Annotated in this window: 14 protein-coding genes; 13 read left to right on the forward strand and 1 reads right to left on the reverse strand. The window is 59.7% G+C overall.

Annotation, left to right across the window (positions count from 1 at the left end; genetic code table 11):
* From BCY88_RS19470 to BCY88_RS19515, 10 genes are all read left to right on the forward strand, one after another.
* Positions 1-1,170: UxaA family hydrolase (locus BCY88_RS19470; RefSeq protein ID WP_120345836.1), on the forward strand; the 1,170-nt coding region annotated here is incomplete at its 5' end.
* Complete coding sequence (locus BCY88_RS19475) at positions 1,151-2,200, forward strand: aldo/keto reductase (protein ID WP_120345918.1); 1,050 nt, start codon at positions 1,151-1,153, stop codon at positions 2,198-2,200. The genes BCY88_RS19470 and BCY88_RS19475, both read left to right, overlap by 20 nt.
* Before the next feature lie 6 nt (positions 2,201-2,206).
* Positions 2,207-3,037, forward strand: coding sequence for an amidohydrolase family protein (locus BCY88_RS19480; RefSeq protein WP_120345837.1), 831 nt, complete (start codon positions 2,207-2,209; stop codon positions 3,035-3,037).
* Between the two features lie 112 nt (positions 3,038-3,149).
* Complete coding sequence (locus tag BCY88_RS19485; RefSeq protein ID WP_120345838.1) at positions 3,150-3,893, forward strand: SDR family oxidoreductase; 744 nt, start codon at positions 3,150-3,152, stop codon at positions 3,891-3,893.
* Positions 3,894-4,357: 464 nt separating this feature from the next.
* Complete coding sequence (locus tag BCY88_RS19490; RefSeq protein WP_120345839.1) at positions 4,358-5,467, forward strand: porin; 1,110 nt, start codon at positions 4,358-4,360, stop codon at positions 5,465-5,467.
* Between the two features lie 314 nt (positions 5,468-5,781).
* A complete protein-coding gene (locus BCY88_RS19495; protein WP_120345840.1) occupies positions 5,782-7,422 on the forward strand; it encodes a methyl-accepting chemotaxis protein in 1,641 nt (546 codons plus the stop codon).
* Between the two features lie 662 nt (positions 7,423-8,084).
* Entirely contained in the window at positions 8,085-10,565 is a 2,481-nt protein-coding gene (locus BCY88_RS19500; protein ID WP_220669677.1) for a sensor domain-containing protein, read from the forward strand.
* A gap of 26 nt (positions 10,566-10,591) precedes the next feature.
* Complete coding sequence (locus BCY88_RS19505; RefSeq protein WP_120345842.1) at positions 10,592-12,775, forward strand: putative bifunctional diguanylate cyclase/phosphodiesterase; 2,184 nt, start codon at positions 10,592-10,594, stop codon at positions 12,773-12,775.
* A gap of 76 nt (positions 12,776-12,851) precedes the next feature.
* Positions 12,852-14,909 (forward strand): sensor histidine kinase, encoded by a 2,058-nt coding sequence (locus BCY88_RS19510; RefSeq protein ID WP_120345843.1) that lies wholly within the window; start codon positions 12,852-12,854, stop codon positions 14,907-14,909.
* 170 nt (positions 14,910-15,079) lie between these two features.
* Complete coding sequence (locus BCY88_RS19515; RefSeq protein WP_120345844.1) at positions 15,080-15,490, forward strand: rhodanese-like domain-containing protein; 411 nt, start codon at positions 15,080-15,082, stop codon at positions 15,488-15,490.
* Between the two features lie 56 nt (positions 15,491-15,546).
* Here the strand turns inward: BCY88_RS19515 and BCY88_RS19520 are convergent, their stop codons facing one another.
* A complete protein-coding gene (locus tag BCY88_RS19520) occupies positions 15,547-16,824 on the reverse strand; it encodes a glycerophosphodiester phosphodiesterase family protein (protein ID WP_259461453.1) in 1,278 nt (425 codons plus the stop codon).
* 358 nt (positions 16,825-17,182) lie between these two features.
* Here BCY88_RS19520 and ftrA point away from each other — a divergent pair, with 358 nt between their 5' ends.
* The 3 genes from ftrA to BCY88_RS19540 all read left to right on the forward strand — a co-directional run bounded on the left by ftrA (position 17,183) and on the right by BCY88_RS19540 (position 20,406).
* Positions 17,183-18,148, forward strand: coding sequence for a transcriptional regulator FtrA (gene ftrA, locus BCY88_RS19525; protein WP_120345846.1), 966 nt, complete (start codon positions 17,183-17,185; stop codon positions 18,146-18,148).
* A 396-nt stretch (positions 18,149-18,544) separates the two neighbouring features.
* Positions 18,545-19,483 (forward strand): hypothetical protein, encoded by a 939-nt coding sequence (locus BCY88_RS19535; protein WP_120345848.1) that lies wholly within the window; start codon positions 18,545-18,547, stop codon positions 19,481-19,483.
* A gap of 155 nt (positions 19,484-19,638) precedes the next feature.
* Complete coding sequence (locus tag BCY88_RS19540; RefSeq protein ID WP_120345849.1) at positions 19,639-20,406, forward strand: bestrophin-like domain; 768 nt, start codon at positions 19,639-19,641, stop codon at positions 20,404-20,406.
* Positions 20,407-20,442: the final 36 nt, after the last annotated feature.

A 20,442-nucleotide genomic window follows, 5' to 3' on the forward strand; every position in this document is an offset into this window, starting at 1 on the left:
TTCGATGCATTCGACGACCCCTCCGCCGAGCGCGAACCGCCGGTGCATCTGATCGGCTTTCCCGGCTGCTATCCGAATGGGTACGCCGAGAAGATGCTGGAACGGCTTACCACCCATCCAAACGTAGGTGCGGTGCTGTTTGTGTCGCTCGGCTGCGAGAGCATGAACAAGCACTACCTCGTCGACGTCGTGCGCGCGAGCGGCCGTCCCGTGGAAGTGCTGACGATTCAGGAAAAAGGCGGCACGCGCAGCACGATTCAATACGGCGTCGACTGGATTCGCGGCGCACGCAAGCAACTTGCCGCGCAGCAGAAGGTGCCGATGGCGCTGAGCGAACTGGTGATCGGCACGATCTGCGGCGGCTCGGACGGCACCAGCGGCATTACCGCGAATCCGGCCGTGGGCCGCGCGTTCGATCATCTGATCGACGCAGGCGCAACTTGTATCTTCGAAGAAACCGGCGAACTGGTGGGCTGTGAGTTACATATGAAAACGCGCGCGGCACGGCCGGATCTCGGCGATGAGATCGTTGCGTGCGTGGCGAAGGCGGCGCGCTACTACTCGATCCTCGGGCATGGCAGTTTTGCGGTCGGCAATGCGGACGGTGGCCTCACCACGCAGGAGGAAAAATCTTTGGGCGCGTATGCGAAAAGCGGCGCGTCGCCGATTGTCGGCATCATCAAACCCGGGGACGTTCCGCCGACCGGCGGCCTTTATCTTCTCGACGTCGTACCCGACGGCGAGCCGCGTTTCGGCTTTCCGAACATTAGCGACAACGCGGAAATCGGCGAACTGATCGCCTGCGGCGCGCATGTGATTCTGTTCACAACCGGACGTGGGTCGGTGGTTGGCTCGGCGATCTCGCCGGTCATCAAGGTCTGCGCGAATCCCGCGACGTACCGCAATCTCGCCGGCGATATGGACGTCGATGCAGGCCGCATTCTCGAAGGCCGCGGCACACTTGAAGAAGTCGGGCAGGAAGTGTTCGAGAAAACAGTGGCGGTGTCGCTCGGCGCGGCGTCGAAATCTGAAACGCTCGGACATCAGGAATTCATTCTGACGTACAAGACGTTTGAACCGGTGGGGCCGGCTTGCCTGCCTTCGAATGCCACACCCAGGCATCGCGTGGCCGAAATCATGTCGCATGGAGATGCATTCCTTGAAAACTGAAACGGGGGAAGCGATCGGGCGTAGGCGCAAGATTGGCCGCACGACACTGGAAGTTACAGCGTTGTCGCTGGGAAGCGCCCCGCTCGGCGGCCTATACAACGATCTCTCGGACGAAACCGCGCGAGCCACCGTCAACGCTGCGTGGCAATCGGGTATCCGATACTTCGACACGGCGCCGCATTACGGTCATACCAAAGCGGAGCACAGACTCGGTGACGCGTTGCGCCGCTATCCGCGCAGTGAGTACGTGCTGTCGACCAAAGCGGGTCGCCGCTTCTTGCCGCGTACGACGCCATACGACGGCAGCGAGGGTTGGCAGAATCCGCTGCCGTTTGAGGCGGTCTACGACTACACGCATGACGGCATCCTGCGCTCGTTCGAGGACAGTCAGCAGCGTCTTGGTATCGTCGATATTGACATTCTGCTCGTTCACGATATTGGCCGTGACACCCACGGCGACATGAATTCGCACTACTGGACGCAACTGACAGCAGGCGGCGGTTTTCGTGCGCTCGATGACTTGCGCGCCTCGGGTGCGGTGAAAGCGGTCGGGCTGGGCGTGAACGAAAGCGCCGCTGTTCTTGAGGCAATGTCCGATTTCGATATCGATTGTGCGTTGCTTGCGGGCCGCTATACGTTGCTTGAACAGGCCGCTCTCGACAATCTATTGCCTGCTTGCGAGGCGCGCGGTGTAAGCATTCTGCTCGGCGGCGCGTTCAATTCAGGGATTCTTGCGCGGGGCTTGCAGGGCGATCTGAAGTTCAACTACGGCACCGCACCGCTCGAAGTGATGGAGCGCGTTGCACGGCTCGAGGCGGTTTGTCATAGGCACGATGTGCCGCTTGCTGCCGTAGCCTTGCAGTTTCCGTCTGCGCATCCGGCGGTGGCAACCGTGCTGACCGGCGCTCGCAAAGTCGATGAGGTGCGCGAGAACGTCGCTTCGTTTGAGCGTTCGATTCCTGCGGCATTGTGGGAAGCATTGCGCGACGAAGGCCTGCTCGACGCTCGCGCGCCGGTACCGAAGGACTGATCGACGATGCGTATCGATGCACACCAGCACTACTGGGACCCAGCCCGAGGCGATTATGGTTGGCTTACACCTGATCTGAAAACGCTGTACCGCACCTACGGTCCCGCGGATCTTGCACCGATGCGTACGCTTGCGGACATCCAGCGTACGGTGGTTGTGCAGGCTGCGCCGACTATCGACGAAACCCGCTATCTACTGGGGCTCGCGCGAAATGAGGCGTCGATTGCGGGCGTGGTCGGCTGGGTGCCGTTACTCGGCCCGGAAGCGCCAGCATTGATAGCGGAATTTGCACGCGACCCGAAGTTCAAGGGTGTGCGGCCGATGCTGCAGGACCTGCCGGATGACAACTGGATCGCGGATGTTGCGTTGGCGCCGGCTGTCGAAGCGCTGCTTGCGCATGACCTTGCTTTCGACGCACTGATTTTTGCGCGCCACGTGAATGCGTTCGAGACGTTTGCCACGTGTTTTCCGAGCCTGCGCGTCGTCGTGGATCACGGCGCGAAGCCGCCGATCCGCGACGATCACGCCTGCTGGCGAACCTGGGCCGACGGCATCACGCGTCTGGCGCGCCAGCCGCAGGTGCATTGCAAATTGTCGGGGCTTGCGACAGAGGCGGCCCCAGGCTGGACTGAAACAACACTGAAGCCGTACGTCGATCATCTGCTGGTTTCGTTCGGCCCGGAACGATTGATGTGGGGAAGCGACTGGCCCGTGCTCAATCTTAACGGCGACTACTTGCTGTGGCATTCAGTGGCGAGCACTTTACTCGGGTCGCTATCCGATGTTGAGCGCGAAGCAATTTTCGGTGGGAACGCGAGGGCGTTCTATCGTTTGTAAAGTTCATGAGACGACCGTGACGGGCCGCGGGAATGCCCGGAAGGCACGTTGCTGGGCCGCATGCCGGATCGGCCCTGCGGTCCAGATACTATTTCAACCGGAGCCGTAATAGATGACAAAGAGACTGGAAGGCAAAACAGTGTTGATTACCGCCGCGGCGCAGGGCATCGGCCTCGCCACCGCCGAGCTCTTCGCTGCGGAGGGCGCTCGCGTGGTAGCGACTGATATTCGTACTGAAGCGCTGGAGGGAAAACCTTTCGAAGTACGCCGGCTTGACGTTCGCGACAGCGCGGCAGTCAACGTGCTGGCACAAGAGCTGGGCGCTATCGATGCGCTCTTCAATTGCGCCGGCTTCGTACACGCCGGGTCGATTCTCGATGCAACGGAAACGGATTGGGACCTGGCTTTCGATCTCAACGCGAAGGCGATGTACCGAACCATTCGTGCGTTCCTGCCCGCGATGCTGCAACAAGGTCGCGGTTCGATCATCAACATGTCGTCGGCTGCTTCGAGCGTGAAAGGTGTGCCGAACCGTTTTGTCTACGGCGCATCGAAGGCCGCCGTGATCGGGCTCACGAAGGCGGTCGCCGCTGATTTTGTGACGCATGGGATCCGTTGTAATGCGATCTGCCCCGGCACGGTCGACTCTCCGTCGCTGCAGCAGCGCATCGCCGAGCAGGCGGCGCAGCAGGAGTCGAGTGTCGAGCAGGTGAACGCGGCGTTTGTCGCACGTCAACCGATGGGCCGGGTGGGTAAGCCCGAGGAGATCGCGGCACTTGCTTTGTATCTCGCAGCCGACGAGTCATCGTTTACGACCGGCCAGATTCACGTGATCGATGGTGGCTGGTCGAATTAATCGCACCGTTTAGCGGAACCTCTCGACCTGCGACTTCTGTCGGCAAATCTCCGGCGAGGCGAAGAGAGGCTATTGCATCGCGCAGGAAGGGTCTCGGTGGATGAGATTCACGCGCGCCTGGTTCAGGGTCCGGGAGGGTTCAGGAAATCCGCCAACTGCCGTTATGTGCGATTGGCAGGAATTTTATAGGACGGTATTTCTGCATTCTTGTTGTATTTCGTATACACGTTGCACACTTAATAAAAAGTTAACTAGGAATGCTAAATATGTTTCGATAAGGTTGCCGTCAACGAACTGGGAATTAAATCTGAAGGCGGACTTCTTCGGAAAGACGAGGAGTTCTAGCAGACACACAACATCTGTCGTTCCACTTCAAGCCTTCAGAACGGTTTCGGCTCGGTGCGCTGGCACCGGACTACATAGCAGTACTCGGGGTTTTACTTTTAGAAAGGTTGGAGGAGATCATGAAAAAAACTTTACTTGCAGCTTCGCTGCTGACGTTCGCAATGGCAGCGCAGGCACAAAGCAGCGTAACGCTGTACGGTCGCCTGGATGCAGGTCTGGAATATATGAGTGGGCTTGCAAACGGCAACGGCGGCTCGACGAATCGGTTTAAGGCCGAAAGCGGAGATTGGGGCACAAGCCTGTGGGGCATGAAGGGCGTTGAAGATATTGGCAGCGGCAACAAGGTGCTGTTTCAGCTGGAAGGCAGTTTTAATACGATGAACGGTCAAGGTCCTGGTGCGAACGGGCTCTTCAATCGCTGGGCTACTGTGGGTATCTCGAACGACGCCTACGGCACCCTGTTGCTCGGGCGTGAGCTTTTTATCTCCAACGGCGTCTGGGACTTCGATCCGTTCGGACAGTCGAGCTGGTCCTCGGCATCGCTGGTACGCGGTCGTAACTGGGCGGCAACGAGTAACAATATTTCGTACCAGTCGCCGAAATTCGGCGGTTTTGATGTTTATGGCCAGTACGCTCTTTCTAATGCGACTAACTGGAACGGCAACAGCGCCACTGGACAAGGCCGCAGCGATGGTCTTCAGCTGACTTACACGTCGGCGCTCTTCCAGTTGCGCGGCATGTATGACGAAATCCGCAACCCCGCCAATGGCCAGTTCACTGATCCATTCACCGCTTCGCGTGAATACACCGCAGCAGTTAATGTGTTCCTCGGACAGTTCAAGATTCAAGGGGTGTATCAGGCTCTGCGCACGTCCAATGCAGCCAGCGTGGCGGGCACGACACCTACGTCGCTTGACCATGAATGGGGTGGCGTGACATGGCAAGCTACGCCGGCTGCCGCGCTGATCGCGGCGGTATACCACGTCAATGCGAACAAGAATGCGGGTAACGCGACGATCTACTCAGTAGGCGGTTCGTACAACCTCTCCAAGCGCACGCTGCTGGATCTGCAGATTGCGACAGTGCGTAACAGCAAGAACGCCAACTTCAGTCTTGAGGCGAACAGCGCCGGTGCAGGAGGCCCGCAAACCGGCGGCACGTTCAACGATAACCCGCTGCCTGGCAAGAGCCAGACCGGTGTGTACGCGGGCATCCAGCACTCGTTCTAACCGACGCGGTTGTACTTAAGTATCCAGGGTGGTTCTTTTTGCGCCAATGCGAGAGGCGTATTCCGGTGTGACGTCCGAAAGGGCGTTACACCGTTTTTTTGTTCCGCCTCACTGTATGTGGCGCACTGAGTGCCTCAATTGGGGCATGGATTGATAGTGGCTGAATAGCGACGCATGCCTGGCATCTCAATGGGACGGCACTACGGCGGTTCCGATCGCGTCCTCACGAACACGTGGTTCGGAACAGCACAGAGGGTGATGATCGCCGGGAGCAAATGCGAGCGCTTCCGGCCACCAGGAATTAAGGAGAGGTCATGCTAAACAACATCACCATTCGCGGTGGCTTGACACTGGTCATCAGCGTTTTTGTCGCACTTCTACTGACTGTGATCGCGACCGGCTACGGTGCGCTCAAATTTGTAGGCGGCGGGCTGGAAGCGGCGCAGCACAGTTCGACCTCGCTGTCGCATCTTGCGGCCAGTTCGGGGAAGATGCTTCAGGCGCGGCTCACGCTCGCAAGTTGCGAGACGCTCTTTAGCGTTGGCAAGCAAACCGACGACTTGTTGCCGACGGCGCACAAGATGCTGGTCGATTCGAACGACGCTTTCCGAAGCTATATGGCTGGCCCGTTTGGCAGCGACGAGGAGGAGAAGCTCGCACGGTCCGTCGAACAGGCACGTACGACGCTACTCGATCAGGCGATCACCCCGGAGTTCAATGCGCTTAAAGACAACGATTTCATCGCCTTCCGCAATATTCAGGGAAACACCGGAAACCGCTACTACGAGAACTATGCGGCAGCGATCACGAAGCTCGAACAGGTCCAGGAGGCCGATAGGCTGCGTGAGTCCGAAACGGTAGCGTTGTGGCTTCGCGTGTCGACGCTGTTGTTCGGTGCAATCGGTACGATCGCAATCGTGGTTGGCGTGATTGCTCGAGTCGGGTTGTCGGCGGCGGTGATGAGGCCGGTCAATCAGACCATTCGTCACTTTCAGCGCATTGCGGCCGGTGATTTGACGATCGCTGTCGACGTGAGATCTAAAAATGAAATGGGCCAATTGCTTCGCGCCTTGATGGAAATGCGCGACGGCCTTGTTTACACGGTATCGAGGGTACGCGCCAGCACGGGTGCAATCACACATGGGGCTAATGAAATAGCGTCTGGCAACGCTGATCTGTCGCGCCGTACCGAACAGCAGGCCGCTGCACTCGAGCAGACCGCGGCGAGCATGGAGGAGCTTTCGGCGACGGTGAAGCAGAATGCCGACAATGCGAAGCAGGCACACAATCTCGCGCATGGTGCGTTGGAGACGGTGACGCGCGGCGGCACCGTCGTCACGCGCGTGATCGAGACGATGAACGGCATTACTGCCTCGTCGCACAAAGTCTCCGAGATCATTGGGATGATCGAAAGCATAGCGTTCCAGACCAATATCCTCGCATTGAATGCGGCCGTCGAAGCGGCGCGTGCGGGAGAGCAGGGCCGTGGCTTCGCGGTAGTCGCATCCGAAGTGCGCAATCTCGCTCAGCGCTCCGGTACGGCGGCCAAGGAAATCAGGGAACTGATCGGGGAATCGGCAGCCAAGGTGGACCAGGGCGCGTCACTGGTCACCGAAGCCGGCAAGACGATGCGCGAAGCGCTGCAGTCGGTTGAACTCGTGACCAGTCTGATGGGCGAAATCGAAGCCGCAGCACGCGAACAGACTGACGGAATAGATCAGGTCAACAAGGCAATCACGCAGATTGACGAAGTAACCCAGCACAACGCGGCGTTGGTCGAAGAGGCTGCGGCGGCGGCGGGTTCTCTGGAAGAGCAGACGGCTGTGCTGCGTGACGCGGTAGCGGTTTTCCGTCTTGACGAGACGAGTTTTGATGTAATCGATATCGTCAGTAGTGCAGATGCCAGATCTTCTGGTAAGCAGACGGAACTAGTTCCACGGAGATTGCCGTGTTGAGACGTTGGCAACGCATCGGCATGGAGAGTGAGAATTTCTCGGGACGCGGGGGAATCCTGACAAAGCTTCGGTCGAAATTCCGGTAGCAAACCTGGCACCATCCAGAAAAAGGATGACGGCCGTACTAAAAAAAAGCCGTGCAAGCACGGCGGAAGAGATCCTGCGTTCGGGATACGCAGGACCTGGAGAACGGTGGTCGAAGCCACGGGCGGCTGAAAACACCACCCTGATGACTCTGCCGTGAAGTTCAACAAGTTTCTGCATGCGTCAAGATATACGGCATGCATCAAAGTATACGGCGTGCATCAACAAACACCGAAGACCAAACTCGGTAGGGACTGGCTGAAAATAATGTCGGGCGATCCTTAATTCAAATCCCGCTTCGCAGCAGGATATGACACGAAATTTTTCAGCGTGCATCGCACACAATTGTCATCTCGAGATGCTCGATTGCACGCACGCGATTTTGATCCGGATTGAGTCTTTTGCTCGGGTTGGTACGCAGACAATATCCGCAGACGAATTCTGACTGAACTTTCAGGAAATCCTTAGCTGCATTGGTCTTCATAAGATTTGCACCACTGCCGTATACCTAGCTATGGGATCGGTAGTAAGTGAGAAGGAACGCTAGCAGGTGCGTGTTGGCCGGATCTATGGATGCGATGCCGGATATCAACGTAACGAAGCAGTCCGAACGTAATTTTGAGAAGGCACCGCGTTGCGCGGAGGGGATCATCGAGGCCATTTCTGACATTCTGCTAGAGGTGGATCGCAATGGCAGGTACCTGAATGTCTGGACTGAAGACCCGGACATGCTGGCGCGCTCCCGGGAAGCGCTGATAGGCAGGACGGTCCGCGACGTGTTTCCGCCGCAGCAGGCCGCTGCCCTGGTGCAGGCCATACAGGAAGCCGATAGGGACGGGGGGGCTAGCGGCCGTGTTATCTCCCTGGAATCGCCTGACGGCGCTCGTCGGTGGTTTGAGCATTCGTTGGCAAAGAAATCGGGAGCAACGCCCGCCGTCGACACATTCCTCCTGCTGTCACGCGACGTCACTCCCCGCTGGCAGGCGGACCAGCCGCCGGACGCGGAACTGGCCCGGTTGCGCAGTGTGTTGCAGACCATTCCCGACATGATCTGGCTGAAGGATGCCGATGGCGCGTATCTGGCGTGCAACCGCGCCTTTGAGCGATTGGCCGGCAAGCGGGCGCCTGAAATTGTCGGCAAGACAGATCACTCCCTGTTCGACGCGGAGCTGGCCGACTTCCTGTGTGCGAAGGACAGGGCGACAATCGAGGCAAGACGGACGTACATCGATGAAAGACGGGTGACTTATCCAGACACCGGCGAGCGTGCCTTACTGGAAACGCGCAAGGTTCCAGTGTTCGATGCCGATGGCAACGTGACGGGTGTGCTCGCCGTGGCGCGTGATATCACGGCGCACAAAGGTTTCGAGGAAATGCTTACGCACCGGGAGCGTGAATTTCGGACGCTAGTCGAGCATTCTCCCGACATGATCATTCGCTATAGCAGAGATTTTCGGCACCTGTACGTCAATCCAATTTTTGCGGCGCTGCTCGAGGTCGACGCAAGCGCTCTGATAGGTAAGAGGGGCGGAGGACCACAATCGATCTTCTACGAGCAAAAGCTGGGCGAAGTATTCGCCAGTGGAGAAGATCTGGAATTCGAATTGAAATGGAATCCGAAAGATGGCAGGGAGCTATGCCATCTTATCAAACTGGTTGCGGAACCAGGTGTGGACGGGACAGTGGAAACGGTCCTGGCCGTAGGGCGCGATATCACGGAGCTGTACGCGTCACGAGAAAAAATCCATCGGATGGCCTACTACGATCAGCTCACGTCATTACCGAACCGTGCCTTGTTCGACGAGCGTCTGCGGCAGGCGATTGCCGACACCGCGTCTGCGCGCCGCTGGTTGATTGGCGTGATGATGATCGACATGGATCGTTTCAAGGGTATCAATGACACGATGGGGCACGCGGTAGGCGACAAGTTGCTGCGCGAGGCGGCCGAGCGCCTGAGTGTCTGTGTTCGCTGCGTCGATACCGTGGCTCGTTTTGGGGGCGACGAATTCGCCATTTTGCTGCCGGAGATTCTGGATCATTCTCCTCTGGAGGATATCGCCAGAACGATCATTGACAAGTTCGACGAGCGCTTCGTGTTGAATGGCAAAGAGGTGTTCGTCTCGTGCAGCATCGGCATCGCACTCTATCCGACCAACGGCGTTGAAGCTGACGACCTGATCAAATACGCGGATTCGGCGATGTACCTCGCCAAACGCTCCGGCCGTCGCAGCTTTCGCTTCTATTCGAAAGACCTGACGGTCGATGCATCCGCGCACCTGCTGCTGGAGTCAGGGCTTCGCCGCGCCATCGAGCGCGAGGAACTCGAATTGTGCTATCAGCCCAAGGTGTCGCTCAATACGAACGAAGTGATCGGCTCGGAAGCACTGCTGAGGTGGATGCTGCCCGGTGTTGGTCTTGTCCCGCCCAATCAGTTCATTCCAGTAGCCGAGGAAACGGGCCTGATCAACGATCTGGGCAAGTGGGTGTTGCGCGAGGCCTGCCGCACCGCAGCCGAATGGAACGCCGCAGGTACCGTGCCCCACAAGGTGGCAGTCAACCTGTCGGCCAAACAGTTTCAGTCTCCGGACCTGGCGTCGATGGTGGACGGGATTCTCGACGAAACCGGCTGTCGCCCGGCATGGCTGGAGCTTGAAATCACCGAGAGCCTGCTCCTGAAGGAGGACGACACGATATTGCACACGCTGTCGGCGTTCAAATCCATGGGCGTTGCCATCGCCATCGACGACTTCGGCACGGGCTACTCCGCGCTTGGCTACCTGGCCCGATTCCCCATCGACTCGCTGAAGATCGACAGATCGTTCATCCAGAAGGTGACGACGGACCGACGTCATGCGGAGCTCGTCAAGGCGATTCTCTCGTTCGCCAGATGCCTTGGACTGCAAGTCGTTGCGGAAGGCGTCGAGACGGCGGGGCAGGCGGCTTTTCTGCAGGCGAACGGCTGTCAGGCCGCACAGGGATTTCTGTATAGCAAGCCATTGCAGAAGGCAAAAATGGCATCGTTTCCCAGGCATCTCGACCCGGATGTCTGGGCGAAGTAACTTGACCACTCTAGGGATGTAATGAAATGAGCGACCTTATCTTCTGGGACGAGCAAAATGATGCCTCGGAAAGATCCGTGGCGCCGTGGGTCCTGGCGGTCATCGACGACGAACAGTCGGTCCATGACTCAACGCGCCTCGCCCTGCAAGGTCTGGATTTCGAGGGTAGAGGTTTTGAGTTGCTGTCGGCCTACTCTGCCGCTGAAGGGCGTGCTCTGCTCGAGGCGTCGCCCGATATTGCGTGCCTGTTGCTCGACGTGGTGATGGAAAACGATCAGGCGGGTCTTGATCTGGCCGATGAGATTCGCGGCCGGATGGGCAACAGTGCGATTCGCATTATCCTGCGCACCGGGCAACCGGGCTATGCGCCGCCACTGGAAGTTTTGAGGCGCTTCGATATCAACGACTACCGGGAAAAAACCGAGTTGACGCGCACGCGCCTTTGGGCGGCGGTCGCTTGTGCGCTGAGAGGTTACAAGCATATCCGCGCGTTGGAGCAAAACCAGGACGGGCTGGAGATGATCATCCGTTCTTCGGCGTCACTGGTACGGCGGCGCGCCGTCGTGGAGTTCTCGCAAGGGATCGTCACGTGTCTGGCCTCTCATCTCGGCATCGCTCCCGATGGGTTGATCTGCGTCCAGCGAAAGGGCGATTGCAAGGACGCGATTGTCGTTGGCGGTGCCGGGCGGGCCTCGGAACTGCTCGGCCAGTCCGTCGGCGCGTTGCCCGACGAGGAGATGCGCGCCTCGATCAAGGAATCGTTCGAATGCAAGCGCGATATCGTTGGCCCGGATTCGATTGCCTTCAGTATTGATATGACAGGATGGCAGGGGGTCATCTTTCTTCGCGGCCGCACCCATCTCGACGATACCCAGAAGCGCATCCTGCGCCTCTTCTGCCATAACACGGGTTTGGGTCTCGAGAATGCCCAGTTGTTTGCTGCTATCACCGATCTTGCGTATGTCGACGGCGTGACCGGATTGTCCACCCGCGCCCGGCTCGAGCACGCCATCCTTGCGCTGGCGGAGGCCGGGCAGAAGCCGTTGGTTCTGGTCATCGATATCGACAATTTCCACTTTTACAATCAATGTCTCGGCCAAGCCTTTGGCGATTCAATTCTGATCGCTTTTGCTAACCGGCTACGCTTTATCAAAGGCGATGACTCGCGTCTTGGCCGTCTCTACAGTGACGTCTTCTGTCTGGTTACGCCGGAGCCGAAAGTCTCTCAGGAGCTGATAGCCCGGCTTTCAGAACCGCTGCTGGTCGACGGCAATCCACTGAGACTCAGTTTTACGTTCGGACAGGCAAGGTCGTCGGCCGAGCCGGGCAGTGTCGAGACGGATCTCATTCAGAAGGCGGAAATTGCCCTTAAGGCGGCGCGGGCGCGAAGCCGGGGATCCATCGTCGATTTCTCGGAAGATCTGGAGAGTGTCGAGCGGAGCCGCTCGGCGCTTCCTCACGAATTGCGCGAGGCGCTCGCCAACGGTGAGGGACTATCCCTCGCCTATCAGCCTCAGGTGGATTGCCGGACCGGCCGGGTCCGTTCAGTGGAAGCACTGATGCGTTGGCGCAGCCCCCTGCGAGGCGTGGTGCCGCCTTCAGCGTTCATTCCTGCCGCCGAGGCGACCGGCCTCATCGTCGATCTCGGCTACCTGGCCATGCGCATGGCGTGCCGGGAAATGAAACCCTTCCTGGACCGGGGGTGGATCGAGCATGTTGCGGTCAACGTCTCGCCGCTGCAACTGAGCGAACCGGGGCTGTTGACACGGTTCAGTCAGATCATCGAGGAGGAGGGCTTGAGCGAGCATCAGGTTGAGATCGAGATCACGGAAAGCGCCGCATTAACCGATGAAGGTACCGTGGCGCTGCTGGCCGAAGCGCGGCGCAAGGGGCACAAGATCGCGCTCGACGATTTCGGCACAGGCTATTCCTCGCTATCCATGCTGCGATGGATCCCGCTCGACCTGATCAAGATCGATCAGTCCTTCGTTCCGGCCGATGTGGGTTCTGCCGGCGACGCGATCTCGATCGTCAAGCTGATTACCGGGATCTGCCGTCAAATGAAGTTCGACAGCATCCTGGAGGGTGTTGAAACTGCCGAACAACTGGCGATGGCACAGGATGCCGGCACCGATTTCATCCAGGGATATCTGATCGCAAAACCTTTACCGCGGGCCGAACTTGCGACCTGGCTCACTGAGCGTTGCTGAAGACCGATTCATCTGTCTGTTGTCGCCGGCGCCCACCGATCTGTGACGGCGGGGTGGGGTATTGGGAAAAGACGCTATGTGGCAGCTCAAATCACTGCAGATTCGTACGGTCCTTAGCTCGCTCGTCGTTGCTATGGGCAGCCTGCTGATAATCAGCAGCCTGGTGCAGACGGCCAGCGCAATACATGAGAAGCACGAGGCCAACCGGGTCTACGCTATCGCCACGGTCAGCCGCACGCTCTTCAGAACCTTTGTCAGTACCCGGATCGAGCGCGGCACCTTTGTCGCAGTGACTGTCTCTGAACATCCTGCGACAGATCCGGAGAAGATACGCATTGCCAGTAACCGCGAGATTTCTGAGCGGATGTATCAAGTCACCATGGCCGAACTTGGGCACATCGACGTGCCGGGACTGGAGTCGGCGCGCCGCCGCGTTCTCGTTGCTCATGATGCGATGCAGGCATTGCGTCAACGTATCGATGTCCAGATTCTGAAACCTCAAGCCGCACGAGAGCCTTCGCTCATTGAGGATTCGCCACGAATTGCCGGGGATTACGTCGCGGCGCTGGTCGCCCTCAGCGATCTGATCGATACCTCTATCCAACGGCGGGATGCCGTCGTGGATTATTTTCTGACGATAAAACGAGCAGCCTGGGCTGTGCGTACCTACGGCGGACAGATCGCGTTGCGCATCGAACGGGCTGCGGCGGCCGGGAAAGGTTGGAGTCCGGAGGATCTGGCTGCGGCCGCCCAGGATGCCGGACAGGCAGACTACGCCTGGAGTCTGGTGAGGGCGGACGTTGAACTGCGCGATACGCCAAAGCGTCTGGTCGATCTGGTGAACCTGAGTAAGCAATATTTTTCCGGCCCGATGGCCGACGAACGCAAGTCGCTGATTGGAACCCTGGCCGGCGGCGGGAAAATCGTCATACCCATAAGAGATCTACAGGAACGCAATACGGTCGAACTCGGTTTCATCGTCGACGTTGCGAACGAGGCACTGGACGAGATGGTTTTGCGCGCGCATCAGCAGCGCCGCCATGCCGGTTACGTGCTATTCGTTAGTATGGGACTGGTGGCGCTGGCTCTTCTGTTTACCGTTCTCGGTTTTCTACTCGTCTATTTCCGGGTCAGTTTGCCATTGAGGCGGATGACTCTCGCCATGAAACGATTGGCGAGCCATCGTCTGGACACGGCCGGGAGCGACGATGAGCCATCGGCTCGCCAGGCGCTCGATTTCAAAGTTCCGTATGTCGGGCGCCTCGACGAGATTGGTGACACGGCCCGTTCTCTGGAGTACTTGCGTGGCAGTCTGATCGAGAAGCAGGAACTCACGCTGCGCGAGAAAGAGCACTGTGAGCAATTGCACCGCGCCGAGAAGGAGTTGATCGAGGTGGAAAAACTGGCGGCCCTGGGGCGGCTTGTGGCCGGCATCGCGCATGAGATCAATACACCGATCGGGAGCGCGCTGATGGTCGCAACGACGCTGCAGGAGCATGAGCAGGAATTGAGCAGAAAACTCGAAGAAAACCAGGGGCGCATGCAGCGGAGCGATCTGGAAAATTTTCTGGTTAATGTTCGCACGGCGGCGGAAATCCAGCTAAGGGCACTGTCTTCGGCCGCGAAACTCGTGAGAAATTTCAAGCAGGTTGCGGTCGATCAGGCGGGTGAACACCAAAGGGCCTTCGAGTTGGGCGAACTGGTCGAGCAAGTGGTCTCAACGCTGCGACCGACCTTCAAGCATGTGCCGTATCGAATCGCGCTGGCCATAGACGAGAAGATCGTCATGAAAAGCTTTCCCGGCCCTCTCGGCCAGGTGGTCACCAATCTTATCGTCAACAGCTTTGTTCATGGTTTCGAGGGGCGCGAGACGGGCACCGTGACTGTGTCGGCCGAGAGCGCCGGCGGTCTCGTCAAGGTTACGGTGGCCGATGACGGAGTGGGTATTTCGCCGCAGAATCTGCCGCACATCTTCGAGCCGTTCTATACGACAAAATTTGGGCAGGGCGGTAGCGGGCTGGGTTTGCACATTGTGCACTCGATCGTGACGGTCGCGCTCCGCGGCACCGTTAGCGTCGATACGGTGGAGGGGGAGGGCACGGCATTTGTGGTGACACTGCCGCTCGATCTGTAGCTTGCGTTCAGGATTGCGAATATCACGCCGCAGCGCTATCCGTGCTCACGCGTTTTAACGCGGATAGCGCTGTGGCGTGATGTTACCGGAATCTGTCAATTACGCCACTGGCTGGCTATGCGTGAGAACGGGACAATGTGCTGCAACGATTCACGCACAAGGAGCCTTGTATGTCCCCTGTCTCATCCGTACCCCCCGCCGACAGCGCTGCGGCACTCGCCCACTTCAGCGCGTCGTTGTCATTCGAAACCGATTGCGCCGACGTCCACGCGGCACTCGCGAGCGACGATCCGCGTTCGGTCGATTTCGTACTCCTCGACGTGCGCAGTCCCGCGCATTTCTCGCGCGGCCATGTGCCAGGCGCAGTGAATCTACTACGCGGCAAGATGGTGGCGTCGAAGCTCGCCGAGTATCCGCCCGATACGCTCTTTGTCACCTATTGCGCGGGCCCTCACTGCAACGGAGCAACCCGCGCCGCAATCAGGCTCGCCGAGCTCGGCCGCCCTGTCAAGGTGATGATCGGCGGCATTACAGGCTGGATCGACGAGGGTTTCCAACTGGCTACTGCCGATAAGGAGTGACCGCTGTGCGATTCGCCTGCACTCGATTGAATGAAGGCGAATCCAAACGACACGCCTCAACGACCCAGTTCCTTCAGATAGCGCGCGCGGCCCGCCAATGCCGTGTCGGCCACGTCGGAGAACACACCGTCCACGCCGAGACGGAAATGCTGCTGGTACTCAGCGGCCGCGTCGCCTTTGACGTCGAGCGGCAGGTTGTAGGCGCCCGGTTCGCTGCGGAAGGTGTACTCATGCACGAACAGGCCGGCCTTGTGCGCATCGGCTAACAGCGAAGTCGCGGTTTGCGAGGTGGAGTCGTTGTAGCCAGTGAATTTACCGTCGCCGTCCATGTCCTTGCACGCGCCTGTGGTGTCGAGCGTGCACTTGACCGGGATCACCATCGGCTTCCACGGGCCAATGCCGTCCGCGTAGGTTTTGATTTCGGCCAGACCCGCCGGTGTCAGCATGGCGTCGAACAGGCGTTTGTCACCAGCCAGTTTCCAGTCGGTCGGCTGGCTATAGGAGAGGTGGTCAGGTTCGCTGCCGTAGATCAGCTTGCCTGTCTTGAAGTCGACGTCGTAAGCGGAGATCAGCTGTACCTGCTTGACCTTCGAGCCGATGCTGCGCATGTATTTCAGGCTGGTCGACTCGAAGCTCTGTACCAGGATGGGCGCGTCCTTACTGTTCAGACCGTTGCTGTTGATGAGCTTCATCAGCGTGTCTTCCAGGCGCGCCGGAATCTTGCCGTCTTTCAGCAATTGGAGATGGTAGCTCGGGTTCTTGGTTTCCGGGTAGACGGCGACGGTCTTGCCGGTTTCCTTGGCCTTGACCGTGATCAGGTCGAGGATTTCCTGGAAGGTGGCGATCGGGAACTGACCGTCGTACTTCTGCGCCGCCGGGTGGTTCGGCGACGTGGCGCGCAGCGTCTTGAGTTCGGCCAGCGTGAAGTCGGCGACAAACCAGTCGGACGCGACCGGGTCGCCATCGCCGTTCTCGCCGGCACGCTTGCGGGCAGCGAACTCGGGATGTTTTGCGATATCGGTGGAGGTGGCCAGTGTGATGTCGTGTCGGGCCACCAGCACACCGTCCCTGGTGGAGACGAGATCCGGTTCGATCACGTCGGCGCCCATAGCGATCGCCAGCGAATAAGCTTCCAGCGTTTCTTCCGGGTAATACCCGGAGGCGCCTCGATGAGCGATGACGAGGGGCTGCTTGCCATCGAGTGTCGCGAAAGTGGCGCGCTGCTGCGACGCTGGCGAGAGGTCGTCGCTGCCTCCGCATGCTGTCAACGCTCCGGCGGCCATCAGCATGGTCAGGGCAGTCAGGGGAAAGCGCAAACGCGGGGAACGGGCCACGAGATACTCCAGAGAAGGGAAGAGACGCAGTCTGGAGATTTATACTTACAAAATGTTTACCAAAATATTACTTATTTGTTGCGGTGCGAAGGTGGCGCCGCGTCGTGTTCTGATCCAGGTACTGCCGCAGTCGATGACGCGGATAAGGACGACGGCATAGCCGAGGCGATCCCCTTGCTCAGCGCCAGACGGATTGCGCTTGCCGACAGAAATCAGCGACAGAAAATCGGCTCTGGATCCACGCGATTTTAAAAGGGATTGGCGAAACCCTGGTGCAGGGACACTCGAGCCTTCATTGTCACGACGCTACACGCGCCGGGTAAGTGGCGTAATCGTCAATCTCCGGTAACATCACGCCATGCAAAATCATCTCGTCGTTGCGCTGGCTTACGACCGGCTCTGTACGTTCGAATTCGGCTGCGTGACCGAACTCTTCGCGCTCGAACGTCCCGAGCTCGGCGTGGATTGGTACCGCTTCGCGGTATGCGCGAGCGAACCCGGTCCGATTCGCGCTGCGGGCGGCATCACCGTTGCCGCGCCCTACACGCTCAAGCTGCTGGATCGCGCCGACACAATCGTCATTCCGGGTTGGCGCGATGCCGGCGAATTGCCGCCCGAGCCGCTGCTCAAGAAAATTCGCGCTGCCTACGCGCGTGGCGTACGCCTTTGTTCGATCTGTTCCGGCGTGTTCGTGCTGGCCGCCGCGGGTGTGCTCGACGGTAAGACCGTGACAACCCATTGGCGCTACGCCGACATCTTGCAGCAGCGCTATCCGCAATTGCGCGTGCAGCCGGATGCCTTATATGTCGACGAAGGGCAGATCATCACGTCGGCGGGATCGGCGGCAGGACTCGACATGCTGCTGCATCTGGTGCGGCGCGACCACGGCAGCGCGGTCGCCAATCGGGTCGCACAGCGGCTCGTGGTGCCGCCGCATCGCGAGGGCGGTCAGGCGCAATTCGTGCCGCGGCCGATGCCACAAGATGAAGGCGGCCGCGTCGCGAAACTGATGGACTGGGTGCGCCGCCATCCTGCTTTGCCGCACACCTTGCACTCGCTGGCCGAACGGGCGGCGATGAGCTCACGCACACTGCAGCGGCAGTTTCACGACGCCACCGGCATGGCGCCCTACGAATGGCTGGTGCGTGAACGCGTGGCAATCGCGCGGGAACTGCTTGAAGCATCCACGCCGTTGCCCATGGCGCGTGTTGCGGAGCTCGCGGGCTTCGGTTCGGAGGAGTCGCTGCGACGGCATTTTCGCCGCATCGCTTTGACGAGTCCAGGCGCGTATCGTAAGAAATTCGGGGTGCAGGCCGGAGGATAGATTGGTGAGTGGGCCGGCCACCCGGTCGGTGCACGTCATGTTCGTCCTGCCGTTCTCGCATGCCGGCACCGTTTCAAGCAAACGCTTGCGGATGCGCGAAATCAACCAGGGCTCATGCGTGGCAAGCGATTCCATGCGAGTCGCATGAGATGTCGAACACGCGTCACGTCCGCTTCCGCGCAGGTTCAAACGTCACGGAGCGCCGCGTGCCGGGCCTTACGGCTGAATCGTCCGATCGCGTACATGCTTCGGTGGCGTGCGAGGGTTCGCGCAATCGGCGGTTTTCTGTCAGCATCACGGCCAGTGTCCGTCGCGACCCACCTCAAGACGTGTGGCGCATATGGCTGCTTGAAGCGCGTCTTTGAAACGCATCGTTGCCACCGTCCTCTCTCGCTCATGAACGTCAAAACCATCGTTGCTGCCGTTGCCGTCACCGCCGCCACTGCAGTGCTGATGCCTGCGCTCGCCGCGGCGCAAACGGAAGCCGCCGCGTCGCGTGCCGAACTCTATCGGCGCAACCTGCTGGCAGGCAAAGACGTGCCGTGCCGAACGAACGCGTCATGCGCGGCGTTGGGCGTGGCCGCGCTTGAAGCCGGACGCGTCAAGGAGGCGCAAACGCTGGTCGAGATGGAAGCCGCGCTCGCCGAAGCGACCGCCATGCAGGCGAACGAGGAGAACTCGCCGAAAGCCACCAGTTCGGCGCGGGCCCGCGTGGCGATGGCGCTGGTTCATCAGGGCGACGTGCAGTTGAAGCTGGGCGCGCTGCCGGACGCGCGCGCGTACTACCGCAGCGCGGTGAGCCGTGGCGACGACTATCCCAACGACGCGCTGCTCGGCCGTGCGGTCGCGGCCGCGCGTCAGCGTCTTGAATCGATCGCCGGCAAGGGGGTGGTGAGCGGGGTGCCGCCGAACGGCGCGCGCTTCGCTAGTTATATGTTCTTCGGCGCGTGGAACAGCATCGAGGTGAAGCCGGTGAAAGGTCGGCACGGTGTCTATCGGATCGACGGCGACTTCGTGTATCCCACGGTCGGCGCCGACGGTCAGCCCAGCGCGAACATGGGCAGCCTGTCGGCCTACGTGCGCTTTTACGACGGTGTGGCGCGCGTGCCGATGACCGACGGCGGTGGCGATGCGCCGCTCGATGCCACGGCGAGGATCACCAACCTCGCGCCTTACGACAAACCAGCGGGAAAGCCCGCGGACAAATGCCTGATCGAGTTCAAGCTCGCCGCGCCGGAGACGCTCGATGTTCGGACGCACGGTTCTCCGATGGAATGCGGTTTCGGCTTCAATGTCAGCGCGGACGGACGTTACTATCTGATGACAGGTTCCTGACGGCCGGCATGCCGGCCGCCGCCCTGCGCCCGCTCGGTTCCGGGCGCATGCTTCCCGATCCACGCCGCGTCTCTTATGATGCAGTGGCAGTGCACGTTTGATCACCGCCCAAAGCGTTCCCGCTAACAGAACTCCGACGAGAAAAGCGCTCGCCCATGCTAAGCCTCCCTGACTATCCTGGACTCGTATTCATTCTTTCTTTCGTGACGATGTGGTTGTCGGCGCGCGTCGGTGCGTCGGTGCTGCGGCGTTTCAGAAGGATCGAGGACGATGCACGCGACGACTTCGGCGTGATTCAGGCCGCCACGCTAACGCTGCTCGCGCTGATCATCGGTTTCACTTTTTCGATGGCGGTAGGCCGCTACGATCAACGCAAGAACTATGAGGAAGAAGAGGCGAACGCGATCGGCACCGAGTACGTCCGTGCCGATCTGCTGCCTGCCGCCGATGCGGCGGCCGTGCGCAGCTTGCTGAAATCTTATCTCGACGAGCGCGTGCAGTTCTATACAACGCGCGACGACGGCGATCTCGCCCGGGTCAATGCCGAGACGTCGCGCTTGCAGAGCGCAATGTGGTCAGCCGTGAAGAACGCCGCCGCCGCGCAGCCCACTCCGGTGGTCGCGCTCGCCGTCGCTGGAATGAACGACGTGCTCAATACGCAAGGTTATACGCAGGCCGCGTGGTGGAATCGCATTCCCTACGCGGCGTGGGCGCTGATGGTGCTGATCGGCGTGTGCGCCAACGTGCTGGTCGGTTATGGCGCGCGCGGTTTGAAAGCGAGTGCGGGGCTGTTGCTGATCGTTCCGCTGATCGTGTCGCTGTCGTTCATGCTGGTTGCCGATATCGACAGTCCGCGCGGCGGCGTGATTCGCGTGAAACCGCTCAATCTGCATGCGCTCGCGGATTCGATCCGCACGCCTTGAGCCCATTCTGAATTCGAGTTGAACCCCGAAACGAGC

This window comes from Paraburkholderia fungorum (assembly GCF_003610895.1).
GTDB classification, from domain to species: Bacteria; Pseudomonadota; Gammaproteobacteria; order Burkholderiales; family Burkholderiaceae; genus Paraburkholderia; species Paraburkholderia fungorum_B.